This is a genomic window from Halomonas sp. AOP30-A1-24 (assembly GCF_052378165.1).
Taxonomy (GTDB): domain Bacteria; phylum Pseudomonadota; class Gammaproteobacteria; order Pseudomonadales; family Halomonadaceae; genus Vreelandella; species Vreelandella citrativorans.
In genome coordinates, this window is sequence record NZ_JBQSXL010000003.1 from 111,834 (window position 1) to 129,439 (window position 17,606).

12 protein-coding genes are annotated in these 17,606 nt (G+C 57.2%); 8 read left to right on the plus strand and 4 right to left on the minus strand.

Going from position 1 to position 17,606, the window contains the following annotated elements; genetic code table 11:
- Positions 1-100: 100 nt before the first annotated feature.
- Positions 101-4,036: a phosphoribosylformylglycinamidine synthase gene (gene purL / locus ACT3TJ_RS02745; RefSeq protein ID WP_193056855.1), complete on the minus strand. Its 3,936-nt coding sequence runs from the start codon at positions 4,034-4,036 to the stop codon at positions 101-103.
- A 182-nt stretch (positions 4,037-4,218) separates the two neighbouring features.
- Between purL and mltF the strand changes: the two genes are divergently transcribed.
- Together mltF and fni are read left to right on the plus strand one after the other, a co-directional pair.
- Positions 4,219-5,685 carry a membrane-bound lytic murein transglycosylase MltF gene (mltF, locus tag ACT3TJ_RS02750; RefSeq protein ID WP_193056854.1) on the plus strand — a complete coding sequence of 489 codons (1,467 nt, stop codon included), beginning with the start codon at positions 4,219-4,221 and terminating at the stop codon, positions 5,683-5,685.
- 357 nt (positions 5,686-6,042) lie between these two features.
- Positions 6,043-7,086: a type 2 isopentenyl-diphosphate Delta-isomerase gene (fni, locus tag ACT3TJ_RS02755; protein WP_193056853.1), complete on the plus strand. Its 1,044-nt coding sequence runs from the start codon at positions 6,043-6,045 to the stop codon at positions 7,084-7,086.
- A 139-nt stretch (positions 7,087-7,225) separates the two neighbouring features.
- Here the strand turns inward: fni and tadA are convergent, their stop codons facing one another.
- Positions 7,226-7,678, minus strand: a complete 453-nt coding sequence (tadA, locus tag ACT3TJ_RS02760) for a tRNA adenosine(34) deaminase TadA (protein WP_318779695.1) — start codon at positions 7,676-7,678, stop codon at positions 7,226-7,228.
- 107 nt (positions 7,679-7,785) lie between these two features.
- On the opposite strand from tadA, the gene ACT3TJ_RS02765 reads away from it, so the two are divergent.
- Entirely contained in the window at positions 7,786-8,613 is an 828-nt protein-coding gene (locus ACT3TJ_RS02765; protein WP_193056852.1) for an acyl-CoA thioesterase, read from the plus strand.
- Between the two features lie 106 nt (positions 8,614-8,719).
- On the opposite strand, the gene ACT3TJ_RS02770 is transcribed toward ACT3TJ_RS02765, so the two are convergent.
- Together ACT3TJ_RS02770 and rpmE are read right to left on the minus strand one after the other, a co-directional pair.
- Positions 8,720-9,991, minus strand: a complete 1,272-nt coding sequence (locus tag ACT3TJ_RS02770; protein WP_087105936.1) for a malic enzyme-like NAD(P)-binding protein — start codon at positions 9,989-9,991, stop codon at positions 8,720-8,722.
- Positions 9,992-10,346: 355 nt separating this feature from the next.
- Positions 10,347-10,562, minus strand: a complete 216-nt coding sequence (rpmE, locus tag ACT3TJ_RS02775) for a 50S ribosomal protein L31 (protein WP_087105934.1) — start codon at positions 10,560-10,562, stop codon at positions 10,347-10,349.
- A 148-nt stretch (positions 10,563-10,710) separates the two neighbouring features.
- On the opposite strand from rpmE, the gene ACT3TJ_RS02780 reads away from it, so the two are divergent.
- From ACT3TJ_RS02780 to hslU, 5 genes are all read left to right on the plus strand, one after another.
- Positions 10,711-12,930 carry a primosomal protein N' gene (locus tag ACT3TJ_RS02780; RefSeq protein ID WP_193056851.1) on the plus strand — a complete coding sequence of 740 codons (2,220 nt, stop codon included), beginning with the start codon at positions 10,711-10,713 and terminating at the stop codon, positions 12,928-12,930.
- 168 nt (positions 12,931-13,098) lie between these two features.
- Positions 13,099-14,784 carry an arginine--tRNA ligase gene (gene argS / locus ACT3TJ_RS02785; RefSeq protein WP_193056850.1) on the plus strand — a complete coding sequence of 562 codons (1,686 nt, stop codon included), beginning with the start codon at positions 13,099-13,101 and terminating at the stop codon, positions 14,782-14,784.
- A 3-nt stretch (positions 14,785-14,787) separates the two neighbouring features.
- A complete protein-coding gene (locus ACT3TJ_RS02790; protein ID WP_193056849.1) occupies positions 14,788-15,543 on the plus strand; it encodes an SPOR domain-containing protein in 756 nt (251 codons plus the stop codon).
- Between the two features lie 174 nt (positions 15,544-15,717).
- Positions 15,718-16,251, plus strand: coding sequence for an ATP-dependent protease subunit HslV (hslV, locus tag ACT3TJ_RS02795; protein ID WP_172117389.1), 534 nt, complete (start codon positions 15,718-15,720; stop codon positions 16,249-16,251).
- 10 nt (positions 16,252-16,261) lie between these two features.
- A complete protein-coding gene (gene hslU, locus ACT3TJ_RS02800) occupies positions 16,262-17,584 on the plus strand; it encodes an ATP-dependent protease ATPase subunit HslU (protein ID WP_172117388.1) in 1,323 nt (440 codons plus the stop codon).
- Positions 17,585-17,606 lie beyond the last annotated feature (22 nt).

Here is a 17,606-nt window from a genome sequence, read left to right on the forward strand (position 1 = left end):
GCTGGCTCAAGCGGGCAAGAGCAGCCAAGAACAGCGTTAGCCATAACGGCGGCCCAAGGGCCGCCGTTATGTGTTACGCATGGCTTAACGGCGTGAGATATTAACCGACCCAAACACGCGCGTTGCGGAACATGCGCAGCCAGGCACCATCTTCTGTCCACTCTGCCGGACGCCAGGAGTTGGTTACCGCGCGGGTAACGCGCTCCGGATGAGGCATCATGATCGTGACGCGGCCATCGGTGGTGGTTAACCCGGTGATACCTGACGGCGAACCGTTAGGGTTAGCTGGATAGCGCGTGGTCACCTGCCCATAGTTATCAATGTAACGAAGCGCAATCTGATTGCTGGATTGCATGCTACGCAGGTGCGCAGTATCGCGGAACTCAGCACGCCCTTCCCCATGGGCCACCGCAATAGGCAACAGAGAACCTTCCATGCCGGCCAGTAGAACCGAGGGCGTTTTTTCAACGCGCAGCATGGCTACCCGCGCCTCAAACTGCTCGGACTCGTTACGCACAAAGCCTGGCCAGTTTTCAGCCCCCGGGATCAACGACTTCAACTGCGAAAGCATCTGGCATCCGTTACACACGCCCAGCGAGAAGCTGTCTTCGCGGGTAAAGAAGGCGGCAAACTGATCGCGTGCCCGCTCGTTAAACAGCACGGATTTCGCCCAACCACCACCAGCGCCTAACACATCGCCGTAAGAGAAACCGCCACAGGCAACGAGCCCTTTGAACTCATCAAGAGCAACACGGCCTTCCAGAATGTCACTCATGTGAACATCAATGGCTTCAAAGCCGGCTTTATCAAATGCCCAGCCCATCTCGACCTGGCCATTAACGCCCTGCTCACGCAGTACCGCAACAGCGGGCTTGGCCATATTGATAAACGGCGCGCTGACATCCTCGTTAATATCAAACGTGGGCGTCGCTGAAAGGCCTGGGTCACGCGTATCGAGCAGGTTGTCGAACTCGTTTTTAGCGCACTCGGGATTATCGCGAAGTGCCTGCAAGCGATAGCTGGTTTCAGACCAGGTACGCTGTGTCAGTTGGCGAGTGGTTTCCAGCAGCGGCTCTTCAAACAGAGTTACTCGCACCTGGTCGTCGTAACGCGGCCGGGCGATAACGCCACAGGTTTCAATACCCGCTACTGCAAATTGCGCTAACACCTCTTCGGTGTGTTCGCGGTTGACCTGAATCACCGCACCCAACTCTTCCGAGAACAGCGCATTAAGCGCCTCAACGGGCTCGTCGATCATCCAGTCGAGTTTGATCTCAAGGCCGGCGTGCGCCGCAAAGGCCATTTCCAACAGCGTGACCAACAAGCCGCCATCACTACGGTCATGGTACGCCAGCAGCTTACCGTCACGATTAAGCCCTTGGATCACCTCAAAGAAGGCTTTGATATCTTCTGGGTCGTCGACATCCGGGCAGGTATCGCCTACCTGACCATATACCTGCGCCAGCGCAGAGCCGCCCAAGCGGTTTTGACCGTTCCCCAGGTCGATCAGAATAAGATCCGACTCATCTTGATCCAGGTTGATCTGTGGCGTCAGGGTTGCCATCGCGTCAGTCACAGGCGCGAAGCCGGTAATCACCACCGACAGCGGTGATGTAACGCTTTTCTCTTCGCTATCCCCTTGGTCACTCACATCCTGCCAGGAGGTACGCATCGACATGGAGTCTTTGCCGACCGGCACCGCAATACCTAACGCCGGGCAAAGCTCCATCCCCACCGCGTGAACCGCATCATAAAGCGCCTGATTTTCGCCAGGGTGATCAGCGGCGCTCATCCAGTTAGCAGAAAGCTTGATATCGCTTAGCTTGGCAATGGGCGCTGCCGCGAGATTCGTAATCGCCTCGGCGACCGCCAGGCGTGCGCTGGCGGCGGGGTTAATCAAGGCAACCGGCGGACGTTCCCCCATCGCCATCGCTTCACCGGCATGGGTGTCATAACTGGCCGTTGTGACCGCTACATCTGCAACCGGCACCTGCCAAGGGCCGACCATTTGGTCACGCGCCACTTGGCCTGTAATTGAGCGATCGCCAATGGTAATCAAGAAGCTCTTGGAGGCCACGGCGGGCAGGCGTAGGACGCGATCAAGCGCCTCACGCAGGTCGAGATTATCCAGCATTACACCGGAAAGCTCTGGCGCATGGCGCTCAAAGCTGCGCTGCATTTTCGGCGCTTTACCGAACAGCACGCTCATGGGCAGGTCAATCGGCTTGCTGTTGAAGTGGCCATCGCGCACTTCAAGATGGTGGTCAGCCTGCGCTTCACCCACCACCGCATAGGGGCAACGCTCGCGCTTACACAGCGCATCAAACGTTGCTAGGTCCTCAGCCGCAACGGCCAGCACGTAGCGTTCCTGCGCTTCGTTACACCAGATTTCAAGCGGGCTCATACCCGGCTCAGCATTAGGCACCGCACGTAAATCGAACAGCCCACCCCGGTTGCCGTCTTTAACAAGCTCCGGCAGCGCGTTGGAAAGACCACCCGCCCCCACATCGTGGATAAAGCAGATCGGGTTTTTGTCCCCCATCGCCCAGCAGCGGTCAATCACTTCCTGAGCACGTCGCTCGATTTCCGGGTTTTCACGCTGTACAGAAGCAAAGTCCAGGTCGGCACTTGAGGTGCCAGAAGACATGCTGGAGGCCGCGCCGCCGCCCAGACCGATCAACATCGCTGGGCCACCCATCACAATCAGCTTACCGCCGACAGGAATATCGCCCTTTTGAACGTGCTGGGCGCGAATATTGCCGTAACCACCCGCCAGCATGATCGGCTTGTGGAAACCTCGACGCTCAATACCGCCCTCGTTGAGGGTGTCCTGCTCATAGGTACGGAAGTAACCGGTAAGGTTTGGGCGGCCAAACTCGTTATTAAACGCCGCGCCGCCAATCGGGCCTTCCAGCATGATGGCAAGGGCGGACTGCATACGCTCGGGCTTGCCATAATCAAACGCTTCCCAAGGCTGTACAAACTCGGGGATACGCAGGTTGGAAACGGTAAAACCGGAAAGGCCCGCTTTGGGCTTACCGCCGATACCGGTGGCACCTTCATCGCGAATCTCACCACCCGAGCCTGTCGCCGCACCGGGGAACGGTGCTATCGCGGTGGGATGGTTATGGGTTTCCACCTTCATCAGAATGTGAATCGGCTCCTGATGCGTCCCGTACAGCGCACGCTCTCCCTCAGCACCGGTCAGCGGCGTGGGATAAAAACGACCCGCCTGGCTGCCTTTGATAACGGCGGCGTTATCGCTATAGGCTGACAAGACGTTTTCAGGAGAGGTTGCAAAGGTGTTCTTGATCATCTTGAACAGCGAATGGGTTTGCGGCTCGCCGTCAATGATCCAGTCCGCGTTGAAGATTTTATGTCGGCAGTGCTCAGAGTTCGCCTGGGCGAACATCATCAGCTCAATGTCGGTGGGGTTGCGCTGAAGCTCGTTAAAGGCATCAACCAGGTAGTCGACTTCGTCATCGGCAAGCGCCAAACCCAACTCACGGTTAGCGGTTACCAGCGCATCGCGTCCGCTGTTTAAAATATCCACGCTACCCAGCGGTGCCGGGTCGTGGTGAGCAAATAGCGCCGCCGCTTCAGCCGCGTCATTAAGCACGGTTTCGGTCATTCGGTCGTGCAGCAGCGCCATCAGCGCAGTCAGGCTCTCTTCGCTGGGCGCACGGCTAAACCCTACCCGATAATCAACGCCACGCTCTATGCGGCGAATGCCCGACAGCCCACAGTTATGCGCAATATCCGTCGCTTTTGATGACCAGGGCGACTGGGTACCTAACCGCGGTACGACCAGAAAACGTTGAGCGTCGGCAGGTATCTCGGCATGGGTAGGGATGCCGTAATCCAACAGTTGCGCCAAACGCTCGAGAGAGGCATCACTGAGTTCTTCACGGTGGTCAATCAAATGAACATAGTGGGCAGACAGCGCCTCCACCTCGGGAACACGTTCACGCAGCACCGTTAGCAACCGTGTATGACGGAAGGTAGAAAGGGCGGGCGCGCCTCGCAATTCGAGCATATCCTGAAGCCTCTAGAGCAGGGAGAATTCGTGCAGGGAAATAGCAGGCCGCTAGGCGACCCCTTAAATGACACTTATTGAGCCCTATGATACTGGAAAGCGGCGGCCACACGAAATCAACAAGGTGACAGCATGGCGATGGCTGGGTATTGTGGCTGCTTGTTTCATGCCGACAAGACCTTATGCCGACATTGATTTATGCCCATTCTTTAGCGCACGCTCGCCTTTATTTAACCTTATTTATCATCATCTTATTGGTACTTGCGCCCACGCTTCCCAAGGTGCCACATGGTGAGCATTTAACGCATATCCAGGCAAAAGATTTTATCACGGCTCAAACGCGCAACACGCCCACGACCTACTACGAAGGCCGCCAGGGACCCACTGGGTTTGAGTATGAGCTGATGCATCAGTTTGCCGAGTATTTGGGAGTAAGCCTCAACCTCAACGCCAAGCATCATCCTGAAAGCGTATTGTCGGCCGTGCGTGAACAGGGCGATTTTGGCGCTGCCGCCCTACCCCTACTCCCTGACGCATCCGATGTGCACTACACCCGCCCCATCATTCAAATGCAACCACTGCTGGTGTACCGGCGCGGTTTACACGGCATAAAGGCACCCAGCGATCTGGTAGGCCTTGAGATTGGCACGCTAAGCCAGGCAGGTACCAGCGAAGCGCTGCGTGAGTTGCAGCGCGACTACGCTGACTTAAGCTGGAAAGAGTCTCACGAGCTGGATGTCGATGAACTGCTTGTCCAGGTCGAGAGCGGCGTGCTGGACGCAGCGGTTATTTTTGATCATCAGTTCCGGCTTAACCGACTCTTTTTCCCCAATGTAGAGCGCGGCTTTTTAATGGGCGACCCGCTTTCCATGGTATGGGCGCTTCCTCGCGGCCGCGGTTTAGGGCTGCTCGAAGCCGCCAATGACTTCCTGCAAACCCTTCAGGAAAATGGCACGCTCGACCACCTGGTTAACCGCTACTTTGGCCATGACGATTATTTAGAGTACGTGGGTACGCGCACCTTTTTAACGCACCTGGATGCACGTTTACCCCAGTTTGCCGACCTGTTTAAACAGGCGGCACGTGACACAGGTTTTGACTGGAAACTGCTGGCGGCAGTGGGTTATCAGGAATCCCACTGGGACGCGGAAGCGGTGTCACCCACCGGCGTGCGAGGCGTTATGATGCTCACCCACCCTACCGCCAGCGAAATGGGTGTGGATAACCGCCGAGACGCGGCGCAAAGCATTGATGGTGGCGCCCGCTACCTGCGCAGCCTAAAAGACCGCCTGCCTGAAAGCATTACCGGAGATGATCGTCTTTATATGGCCATGGCGGCCTACAATGTTGGCCTTGGTCACCTTTACGATGCACGTAAAATTACCGAAGAGCTCGGTGGGGACCCCAACCGTTGGCAAGATGTTCGCGAGGCGCTTCCCCTGTTACAGCAACAGGAGTGGCATAGCCAAACGCGCCACGGCTATGCGCGTGGTGGTGAGCCGGTCATTTATGTGCGCAATATCCGGCGCTACTATGAGATGCTTGAGTACGTTGAGCACAGCCGTCAGCAATTTTTCCAGTTAGGTCAAACCGCAACCGGCGGTTCTCTCCTACTGCCATTTGAGTTAATTCCGCCGTTGAATCAATAGCCTCACTACAGAGCCTTCCAGCTCGAGCCCACGTTGCCCTTCGTGGTTAAAGAAAATTTCTGGTGTTTGGATTACGCTTTTCAAATAGCAGGTAAAAACGTACTGGCGATTACAAGCGTTTATCCTGCGCCTGCGACCAGGGCATTGTACCTCAGTACTTTATGCCAACCTGGTTGGATAAGCAGTTGGCCATGTCTGGTTAAACCAATAGAAACGGGGTAGATAGATAAGAGTTGGTTACATCAAAAACCATTAATGACTTCGCCGGAAGGCATGCACAGCCATCAGCTAACCGACCACGTACTGTTTCCTACTTGGCAGGCGGCTTCCGCCAGATTCAGGTTCAAGGGAGTGACGATGAAAGACACCGAACTGACTCAGCGTAAGAACGACCATCTGGATATCGTGCTACACCCACGCCAGGCCGTCGGCACCCTTCGTCCAGGTTTTGAACACTGGCGCTTTGAGCATTGTGCGCTGCCGGAATTAAACCTGGATGATATTGATCTGGGGACTTACCTGTTCGGGCAACCTCTAAAAGCGCCCATCCTCATCAGTTCGATGACCGGCGGAGCGAGTCGAGCCAAGGATATCAACCGGCACTTGGCAGAGGCCGCTCAAACGCTGGGCCTTGCCATGGGCGTGGGTTCACAACGCGTGGCCATTGAAGGCGAAGCCAACTGGGGCCTCACGAGCGAACTGCGCCGAATTGCTCCCGACATCCCATTGCTGGCCAACCTGGGAGCCGCCCAAATTAAAGGCGAACGCGGGCTTGATTATGCCCGACGCGCGGTCGATATGATCGAAGCTAACGCACTCATTATTCATCTCAACCCGCTACAGGAAGCGCTACAAACAGGTGGAGATCGCGATTGGCGAGGCATACTCACCGCCATTGAGCGCACCGTTGCCAAACTGGAAGTGCCTGTGGTGGTCAAGGAAGTTGGGGCTGGGCTTTCTGTTTCTGTGGGTCGCCAACTTTCCGAAGCAGGCGTGGCGATGCTGGACGTTGCGGGTGCGGGTGGCACCAGTTGGGCGGCAGTTGAAGGCGAGCGCGCCAGCACACCTCAAGCGCGTGCCATCGCCATGGCCTTCGCCGATTGGGGAATCCCCACCTCACAAGCACTGCACGATTTGCGCCAGGCACTGCCCGGTATGCCGCTGATCGCTTCAGGCGGGGTGGCCAGCGGTATTGATGCGGCTAAAGCGCTCTGTTTAGGCGCTCATCTGGTAGGTCAGGCAGCGGCGGTGCTGAGCAGTGCCACCACCTCCAGCGATGCCGTTATCGAGCACTTTCAAACGCTCATTGAGCAGCTGCGCGTTGCCTGTTTTTGTACCGGCAGCGCTGACCTGGTCGCGTTAAAGCACGCGACGCTTACGCAGGCTGAGGCGGGGGCATGAGCCACTACGCAGTCATATCACCACTATGATACAACCACGCTAACGCACTCCAAGCCTTTGCTCTGCAACTCATTGTGCGTGGCCACCAGGTGACGTTTATCCCGCGGCTTCTTGACACGCCAGAGAGCTATAAAACACGCTAGCGCCTTGCCGCAAAAAACGCTTTTAATAACTTGCTGGCCGATGGCGCCAGCACGCCCGCCGTCACCTCCACATGGTGATTAAACCACGGTTGGGCCAGCAGGTTAGCCTTGGACTCCACCATACCGGTACGAGGCTCAGCAGCGCCATAAACCAAACGCTTTAGGCGTGCATGCACAATGGCCCCCGCGCACATCATGCACGGCTCCAACGTGACATACAGCGTACACCCTTCCAGCCGGTAGTTGGCTCTCTGCTGCCCGGCTTCACGCAGGGCACGAATTTCCGCATGGCCGCTAGGGTCACAGCTAAGCACTGGCGCATTGTGGGCAGCGGCAAGAATCTCTCCTTCGCTATTCACCACCACGGCCCCTACCGGCACTTCACCCGCCTCAGCCGCCAAATGCGCCTGTTCAAGGGCGCGGTGCATGTAAAATTCATCGCTGCGTATCAAGGCAAACTCCGCTAAGGTAGCAAAATGATGGTAGCAACGGCGGCCTCGCCGTATGTGATATCCGCCACTATGGGCAACAATAGATAGCACCAAGGATACCTGGAATGACCGACGCGCTGAATACGTTAGTAAACCTGCTTGAGCTTGAAGTCCTCGAAGAGACGCTCTTTCGAGGGCAAAGCCAAGACCTGGGCTTTCCTCAGCTTTATGGTGGACAGGTGCTTGGTCAAGCGCTCGCGGCGGCCTCACGTACGGTACCCGCTGAGCGTCACCCACACTCTCAACACGGTTACTTTCTTCGCCCTGGCGACCCGCATCGCCCAGTGGTCTATCAGGTGGATAACGTACGCGATGGCGGGAGCTTTACCACGCGCCGCGTTACGGCGATTCAAAAAGGCCGACCGATCTTCTTCTGTAGCGCGTCGTTTCACAGCCCTGAAGAAGGTTTTCATCACCAGCGCGCCATGCCCCATGTCGAGTCGCCGGAAGCCTTGATTGAGAGCGGCGCCGCCAAGCACTCACGTTTTCCGGGCCACCCTATCGAGTTTTTGCATATTAAAGGCAATCCAGATAGCGGCGACCCGGCTGGGCAATGTTTATGGTTTCGCTTTGCAGGCACGCTGCCTGATGCCCCCACCCTGCACCGGCACTTGCTCTCCTACGCCTCTGATTTCAATCTACTGACCACCAGCCTACTGCCCCACGGCATTCAGTTCACTGACCCAAAACTGCGTATCGCAAGCCTTGACCACGCGCTATGGCTCCATGAGGACGCACGGCTGGATGAGTGGCTTTTATACGTGATTGATTCCCCTTGGGCAGGCAACTCGCGAGGCCTGGCACGCGGTCATATCTATCGCCGTGATGGCCGCTTGATTGCCTCTACCGCCCAGGAAGGGCTAACACGCGTGCATGACGAGCCGATTCGCTAAGCTTCGTACAAAAGCCTTTAGAAACCGCTCCTTAAAAGCACAACGCCCGCAGCAAGTGCGGGCGTTGAAAGGAGCCATCAAACCGGCGTGTTAAACACCCGAAACATCACTGGCCATAAGCCTCATTGATCGTTTTGAGGGGGTAGTGAGCCGGGTACGGTTTGCGCGCCACGCCTGAATCTACTGCCGCCTGAGCCACTGCGGAAGAAACGCGCTCCAGCAAGCGAATATCGACCGGCGTGGGGATAATGTACTCACGACCAAAGCTCATTTCCGTACGCTCATAGGCATTCAACACTTCCTCGGGAACCGGCTCGCGGGCCAGATCCTTAAGTGCATGCACAGCGGCAAGCTTCATGGCTTCGTTAATCCGTGTAGCGCGCACATCCAACGCCCCACGGAAAATAAACGGGAAGCCCAACACGTTGTTTACCTGGTTAGGGAAGTCTGAACGGCCGGTCGCCATAATCACATCCGGGCGCGCTTCACGGGCAACGTCAGGATGAATTTCCGGGTCCGGGTTGGTGCAGGCGAAAATCACCGGGTCAGCGGCCATCTTTTTAACCTGCTCAGCCGACAGCAAGCCCGGGCCGGAAAGACCGATAAACACATCGGCGCCGTCGATAGCATCATCCAGAGTGCGCATTTCGGTATCCAGCGCAAACTCTGCCTTGTACTCATTGATACCATCACGGCCGGTATGGATAACGCCACGGCGATCCAGCATCACCAGGTTCTCTTTTTTGGCGCCACACGAAACCAGTAGGCGCATGCAGGCAATCGCTGCCGCACCGGCCCCCATGCAAACGATCTTCACGCTATCTATCGTTTTACCAGCGATTTCCAACGCGTTCAGCATACCCGCGGCCGTTACAATAGCCGTGCCGTGCTGGTCATCGTGAAAGACGGGGATATTGCAGCGCTCAACCAGCGCTTTTTCAATCTCAAAGCACTCGGGCGCTTTGATATCTTCAAGATTAATGCCGCCCCAAGTATCGGCAATGCGGGCAACGGTGTCGATAAACGCCTGCGGGCTTTCTGCGTCTACCTCAATATCTACCGAGTTGATCCCGGCAAAGCACTTGAACAGCACGCCCTTGCCTTCCATCACCGGCTTACTGGCCAGCGGGCCAAGATTCCCCAAGCCTAAAATGGCGCTGCCATCGGTAATAACGGCGACCAAATTACCCTTGCCCGTATAACGGTAAGCATTTTCAGGATCGCGGGCAATTTCGCGAACCGGCTCAGCAACGCCAGGGCTATATGCCAGTGCCAAGTCCCGGGCTGTTGCGGTGGGCTTGGTTAACTCCACCGATAGCTTGCCGGGAATCGGTTTCGCATGATAGTCCAGTGCTGCCTGCTTATTTGCATCCGTCATAATGAGGGTCCAATTAGCCTAAAGTAGATATAAGTGCTTCCAGAATATAGAAAAACTCAAGACGCCTCAAGCGCGTCGTCAACTCAAAAAGAAAACGCTTTTTTAGCGATTTTTCCTTCACGTTAATTACTTTTCCCAACCATTTGCTGAATCTTATGCAGAAGCATTTTAGCTATAACGCATTGCTTATTGCTGTATCGCAGCATTTATGAAAAACCCTTCCATCTCGCCATTTGTTCATCCAAACAGGCATTTATAGAAATTCGCCCATAAAAAAACCCACGCCGTAGCGTGGGTTTTTCTTACAAGTACCTGGTATTTTACCCGCACTTGCAGTGTGGCTGATCCGTTAGGATTAGCCGCGCTTAACAGCAGCGCCGAAACGCTTGTTGAAGCGCTCTACACGGCCACCGGTGGTCGCTTGCTTCTGCTTACCTGTGTAGAACGGGTGGCAGTTGGAGCATACGTCTAGCGAGAAATCCTGGCCAGAAGTAGAGCCCACCTGGAAGCTAGCACCGCAAGAGCAGTTAGCGGTGACCGTATTGTAATTCGGGTGAATACCTTGTCTCATCGTGATGATCTCTCAAGCGGTATGCCGCCACCTGATCCGTTGCCAGGCACCGCATACGGGTTTGGAAAAACTACTAACCGGTTAACCGTCTGATCGTTTAGATTCAGAGCGGCCGCATATTTTAGCAAAACTTATCGCCGGAGGCCAATTGCCTGACACTGTTTCTTTGCAGGTGCTAAAAGTCGCCTTGCCGTCCCCACTCCGACGCCTGTTTGATTACCTGCCCGCCAGCCGCACTCCCCCTTGCGGCTGGCAGCCTGGGCTTCGTGTACGCGTACCCTTTGGGCGGCGCGAAGTGGTGGGCGTGGTAGTTGAACTGGCTGCCACCAGCGAACTACCACGCAGCCAGTTACGTGCTGTCAGCGAAGCGCTGGATGATGCACCACTTCCCAATGACTGGCTGTGGCTATGCCGGTTTGCCGCACGCTACTACCAACACAGCCTGGGCGATACGCTCCATCATGCGCTGCCTGCACGGCTGCGCCAGGGCCACCCAATGGCTGGGCGCACGCAAACGCTGTGGTTTGCCGTAACGCATACCCCGCCGGATTTAAGCCGAGCGCCCAAACAAGCCGAGCTGTATGCGCTTTTATGCCAGCATCCGCACGGCCTGCCTTCACGGGCTGTCAGCGCCCACGGCTTTAGCCGCGACCAGCTGCTAGCACTGGGCAAGAAGGGGCTGGTCACCCACCAGGAAATCACCCTGACCGCCCCCGAGACGCCGAGTGGCAGTTTGCTTGCCACACCGGCACTGCCGCTCAATCGTGAGCAGGCCACCGCCCTTGCGGCGCTACACGAAAAGCTTGAAAGCTACCACCCTTGCCTGCTGGAAGGCGTTACCGGCAGCGGCAAGACAGAAGTGTATCTGCAGCTTATTGAAGCAATTGCCGCCAAAGGCAAGCAGTCGCTGGTATTGGTGCCGGAAATCGGCCTGACGCCGCAAACCCTGGCGCGCTTTAGAAACCGTTTTCGGGTGCCCGTGGTGGCACTCCACTCCGGCTTAACCGACCCCGAACGGCTGGACGTTTGGGAAGCCGCGGCAAACGGGCGGGCGCTGATTATCATCGGAACACGCTCGGCGATCTTTACCCCGCTTGCCAACCTAGGCGCGATCATTGTCGATGAAGAGCACGACGGCTCTTACAAGCAGCACGACGGGCTGCGTTACCACGCCCGCGACCTGGCCGTTGCACGCGCTCATTACCACGGCATTCCACTACTGCTGGGCAGCGCCACACCTTCGCTTGAGAGCCTACAGCAGGCGCTTTCCGGTAGTTATCGCCACCTGCGCCTTACTCAGCGGCCCAGCCGTCATCAGCCCGCCAAGCTGGAGCTTCTTGATTTACGCCACCAGCGCCGCCAGGGGGGCCTGCTACCGGGTGCTATCAAAGCGATCAAAAGCACCTTGAGTGCGGGCAAGCAGGTGCTGATTTTCATCAACCGGCGCGGCTTTGCGCCGTCGCTTGCCTGCCACGCCTGCGGCTGGATGGCGGAATGCGGCCAGTGCGACTCACGCATGACGCTGCACCGCCAGCCGCCGCTACTTGCCTGCCACCACTGCGATAGCCGTCGCGCCCTGCCGGATGCCTGCCCCGAGTGCGGCAGCGGCGACTTACGTGCGCTGGGAAGCGGCACCGAGCGTACCGAAGAGACGCTCCAGGGCCTTTTCCCCAAGGTCACCGTGCACCGTATTGATCGCGACAGCACCCGCAAGAAAGACAGCTTTGAGCAGATCCTAAAGGAGATTCAGCGGGGTGAGCCTTGCCTGCTGGTGGGTACGCAGATGCTTGCCAAAGGGCATCATCTGCCTCACGTCACACTGGTGGTTGTGGTGAATGCTGACGGCGGTCTTTACGCCGCCGACTTCCGTGCCCTGGAGCATAGCGCGCAGCTGCTGGAACAGGTGGCCGGGCGCGCAGGACGTGCAGCCGACCAGGGGCGGGTACTGGTGCAAACACTGCATCCGGATGACCCTCACTTAGGGCTGCTGGCCGAACAGGGCTATGGAGCATTGGCGAGAAACTTACTGGAAGAGCGCCGCCAGGCACACCTGCCGCCGTTCACGTTTATGGCGCTACTACGGATCGAAAGCCCCCAGGAACCGGCGGCCCTTGCCTTAGCGCAACAGGCAGGCCAAGCGCTGCGCGAGTGGCTGAAAACGTCGGGCCTTACCACTTACTGCCTGGGCCCCGTGCCTGCGCCCATGGAGCGACGCCAAAATCGCTACCACATGCACTTGATGCTGACCGCCAATAAGCGCAGTCAATTGCACGTGGCGGCCAGTTGGCTGGTGCAATGGCTTGAGGCCAACCGCGAGGCGCGCAAGGTGCGCTGGTCGATTGATATCGACCCTCAAACGCTTGCCTAGCCTGCGTCGCCGCCGTTGAAAATAGCCAGGATTGCCAAGGGCACTTATGCAAGGATCGCATCAACACCTTTGAAACTGCGCGCCAAATGCTGATAATGGCCGCTTTGCTGATGCACTTCGTAAGTGCGCACTTGCACACGCCGCCACCGACGTTACCCGGATACCTAAATGAAAGACACGATTGTTTCCCTGCTCAACGGCGCCATTGATGCGCTTAAGCACCAAGGCGTGCTGCCTGATGACCTTCAGCCCAACATCAAAGTTGACCCCACCAAAGACAAGGCGCACGGCGATTACGCCACGAACCTGGCACTCATGCTGGCCAAGCCTGCTGGTAAAAACCCTCGTGAGCTGGCCGAGGCGCTGATTGCCGCGCTGCCAGAAAGCGATGCACTTCAAAAAACCGAAATTGCTGGGCCCGGGTTTATCAACTTTTTTGCCGCCGCAGATGCCGCCGCCCAAATTGTGGCGCAAGTGCTGGATAGCGGCGACGCCTTTGGCCGCAGCATGGTGGGTAAGGCGGAAAAAGTGCAGGTCGAATTTGTATCGGCCAACCCAACAGGCCCGTTACACGTAGGCCACGGCCGCGGCGCCGCGATTGGCGACTGCCTGTGCCGCCTGCTGGAAGCAACCGGTTACGACGTCACGCGTGAGTTTTACTACAACGATGCCGGCGCGCAGATTGCCAACCTGGCCCGTTCGGTACAGGCGCGCGCCAAAAATCTGGGCCCTGATGATGAAAGCTGGCCGGAAGACGGCTATCGCGGCGAATACATTACCGATGTCGCTAACGACTACCTGGCGGGTAAAACGGTCACTGCCGATGACCGTGAAGTAACCGCTAAGGCAGACGCTGATGACCTGGAGGCCATTCAAGAGTTTGCCGTTGCCTGGCTGCGTCGCGAACAGGATCTGGACCTAAAGGCTTTCGGCGTTGAATTTGACGTGTACTTCCTGGAGTCATCGCTTTATCAGGACGGCAAGGTCAACGAAGCGGTTGAAAAACTCGTCGCCAACGGCCACACCTATGAAGAAGATGGCGCCATGTGGCTGCGTACCACTGACTTTGGCGATGACAAAGACCGCGTCATGCGCAAGCGTGAAGGCGGCTATACCTACTTCCTGCCCGACGTTGCTTACCACCTGGATAAATGGCAGCGCGGCTTTACCACCGTGATTAACGAGCAGGGGGCCGACCACCACTCGACCGTTACCCGTGTGCGTGCGGGCCTTCAAGCGCTGGAAGTGGGCATTCCCAAAGGCTGGCCCGACTACGTACTGCACCAGATGGTGATGGTCACGCGCTCTGGCGTTGAAGTAAAACTCTCCAAGCGGGCAGGCAGCTACGTTACGGTGCGTGACCTGATTGATGAAGTGGGCCGTGATGCCACGCGCTTCTTCCTCGCTGCACGCCGCGCCGACTCACAGCTAACTTTCGATATTGACCTGGCGCGCTCACAGTCCAACGACAACCCGGTGTACTACATTCAGTACGCCCACGCACGCGTAAGCAGCATGCTGCGTAAAACAGAGGCAGCGGGCCAGCCTTTTGATCATGCCTTGGCGCTTGCCAACCTCGCGCTGCTGGGAAGCGACCAGGAAAAAGCCGTGCTTAACCGCCTGGCGCGCTATCCAGAAGTGGTTCAAAACGCGGCGAAAAACCGCGAACCGCAGCAAGTGGCGCAGTATCTACTGGACCTGGCGGGGGATTTCCATACCTGCTACAACGCGGTCAAAGTCATGGTCGAAGACGATACGCTTCGTAACGTGCGTCTCTCGCTGGGTCTGGCAACCCGTCAGGTACTGCGTAATGGCCTGGACTTGATGGGCGTTAGTGCCCCCGAGGAGATGTAAGCCATGGCCAGCCCGCGCAAAAAGCCTGCTCGCCCTCGCCAGGGCGCTACCTCGCAGCGTAAAGCCCCTCGCTCCACCAAAGGCAGAGGGTTTCGCCTGCCGGGCTGGGTATGGGGTCTTGCCGGTATGGCCGCAGGTTTTTTCCTTGCTCAGCACCAGCACGGCACGGCGCCCTGGCAGGACACGCCAAGTGACCAGCCGCAGGCAACGGTACTCTCCAAACCCGAAAGTGCCGAGCGTGCCGCCGCCAGGGAAAACGAAACCGCAAGCGAACCCTCGATGCCCACGTTCGAGTTCTATACCTTGCTGCCTGAAACCGAGGTCATTGCCCCGGGTGTCACGCTTCCTTCAAGCGTTACCCGCCCGGAAGTTGCCGAGCAAGTTGATGTGCAAGCCGCCGAGAGCGCCTCAACCCAAACGTCATCAACTGACGACCCTATCGCTCAGGTGATTGCGGCCAACACGCGGCCGGAAGAGCAGGCAAGTACCGCGCAGCCGACAGCCCCCGCCAGCACCAGCGCGCCTAATCGCTACGTATTGCAGGCCGCTTCGTTTCGTGAGCTAAGCGATGCCGAGCAACTACGCAGCCGGTTACGTAATTTGAGCCTACTGGCGCAAATCAGCGAAGTGCAAGCAGGCGGCGATACGTGGCACCGTGTCCAGGTAGGCCCTTACGAAGACACACGCGAGTTGAACCGCGCCCAGGATTTAATGACCACGCAAGGCATTGAACCCTTGTTGATACAGCTGCAAAACTGATTTTAATAACCGGGCCTCAAACGAATAAAGCGGTAGGCGTTACCCAGCGGGCGGTTGATTTTTTATCAGCCGCCCGCATTTTATTGTTCATCGTCTTTTATAGGCGGTCGCTCTATCATCGTTTAAGCGGCCGTTCAGTTATCGGGAGCACGCCTCCCCCAAGGAGTTATCTCCATGACCACTATCGTATCCGTACGTCGCGGTAATCAGGTTGCCCTGGCAGGCGACGGCCAGGTATCACTTGGCAACACCGTGATGAAAGGCAACGCCAGCAAGGTGCGTCGCCTTTACCGTGGCAAGGTGCTCGCCGGTTTTGCAGGCGGCACCGCTGACGCATTTACGCTGTTTGAGCGCTTTGAAGCCCAGCTTGAAAAGTACCAGGGTCACTTGACCAAGGCGGCCGTTGAGCTAGCCAAAGACTGGCGCACCGACCGTGCCCTGCGCCGGTTGGAAGCGCTGCTTGCCGTCGCTGACCACAGCGCCTCGCTGATCATTACCGGCAACGGCGATGTGGTTGAGCCTGAACGCGGCATTATCGCGATTGGCTCAGGCGGCAACTTTGCCCAGGCAAGTGCCCGAGCGCTACTTGAGAATACCGAGCTTTCCGCGCGTGAAATCACCGAGAAATCGCTCCAAATTGCCGGTGACATCTGTGTATTCACCAACCATCACGTGACGCTCGAAGAGCTGAATACCAACGAACGTTGAGGCTGACTTAATGACTCAGATGACACCCCGCGAAATCGTCCACGCGCTTGATCAATACATCATCGGCCAGCAAGACGCCAAGCGCGCCGTTGCCATTGCGCTGCGCAATCGCTGGCGCCGCATGCAGCTTGACGACGACCTGCGTCCTGAAGTAACCCCGAAAAATATTTTGATGATCGGGCCGACCGGTGTGGGTAAAACCGAGATTGCGCGCCGTTTAGCGAAACTCGCCCGTGCGCCGTTTATCAAAGTAGAAGCTACTAAATTTACCGAGGTAGGCTACGTTGGACGCGATGTGGAATCCATCATTCGTGATTTGATGGAATCGGCCATGAAAATGGTGCGCGAGCATGCCAAAGAGGAAGTCGGCCATCGTGCCGACGATGCCGCTGAAGATCGCGTGCTTGATGCGCTTCTGCCGCCGCCCCGCGGCCAGGAAGACAAGCCTCGTGAAGACTCCAGCACGCGTCAAAGCTTTCGCAAAAAACTGCGCGAAGGCCAGCTGGATGATAAAGAGATAGATATAGAGGTATCTTCCCAGAGCGCGGGTGTCGACATCATGACGCCGCCCGGCATGGAAGAGATGACCAATCAACTGCAGAGCCTGTTTTCCAACATGGGCCAGCAGAAACGCGAGCAGCGCCGCGTAACGGTCAAAGAAGCGCTGGTACTACTGCGCGATGAAGAAGCCGGCAAGCTGGTGAATGAAGATGAAATCAAAGCGCGTGCCGTTGAGGCCGTAGAGCAGCACGGCATCGTGTTCCTCGATGAGATCGACAAAGTTGCCAAGGGCAGCGGACAATCCAGCGGTGGTGAAGTTTCTCGTGAAGGTGTTCAGCGTGACCTGCTACCGTTGATCGAAGGCTCTACGGTTTCCACCAAGTACGGCATGGTAAAAACTGACCATATCCTGTTCATCGCATCCGGCGCTTTCCACTTGGCGCGTCCGTCTGACTTGATCCCCGAGTTACAGGGCCGTCTGCCGATCCGCGTGGAGCTTGATGCGCTAACGCCGGGCGACTTCAAGCGCATTCTGACCGAGCCATCCGCATCATTGACCAAACAGTACCAGGCGCTGCTGGCAACCGAAGGGCTGGGTATTGAGTTCACCCCTGACGGGATTGAGCGTATCGCCGAGATCTCCTGGCAGGTTAACGAAGGCACCGAAAACATCGGCGCTCGCCGCTTGCACACCGTGATGGAGCGCTTGCTGGAAGAAGCCTCGTTCAAGGGCGGCGATATGGACAGCCCGCTGGTCATTGATGCCAATTATGTGAATGCCCAACTAGGTGAACTGGCTGTCGACGAAGACCTGTCGCGCTATATCCTGTAATGATCGCTTAAATCGCTTGCCC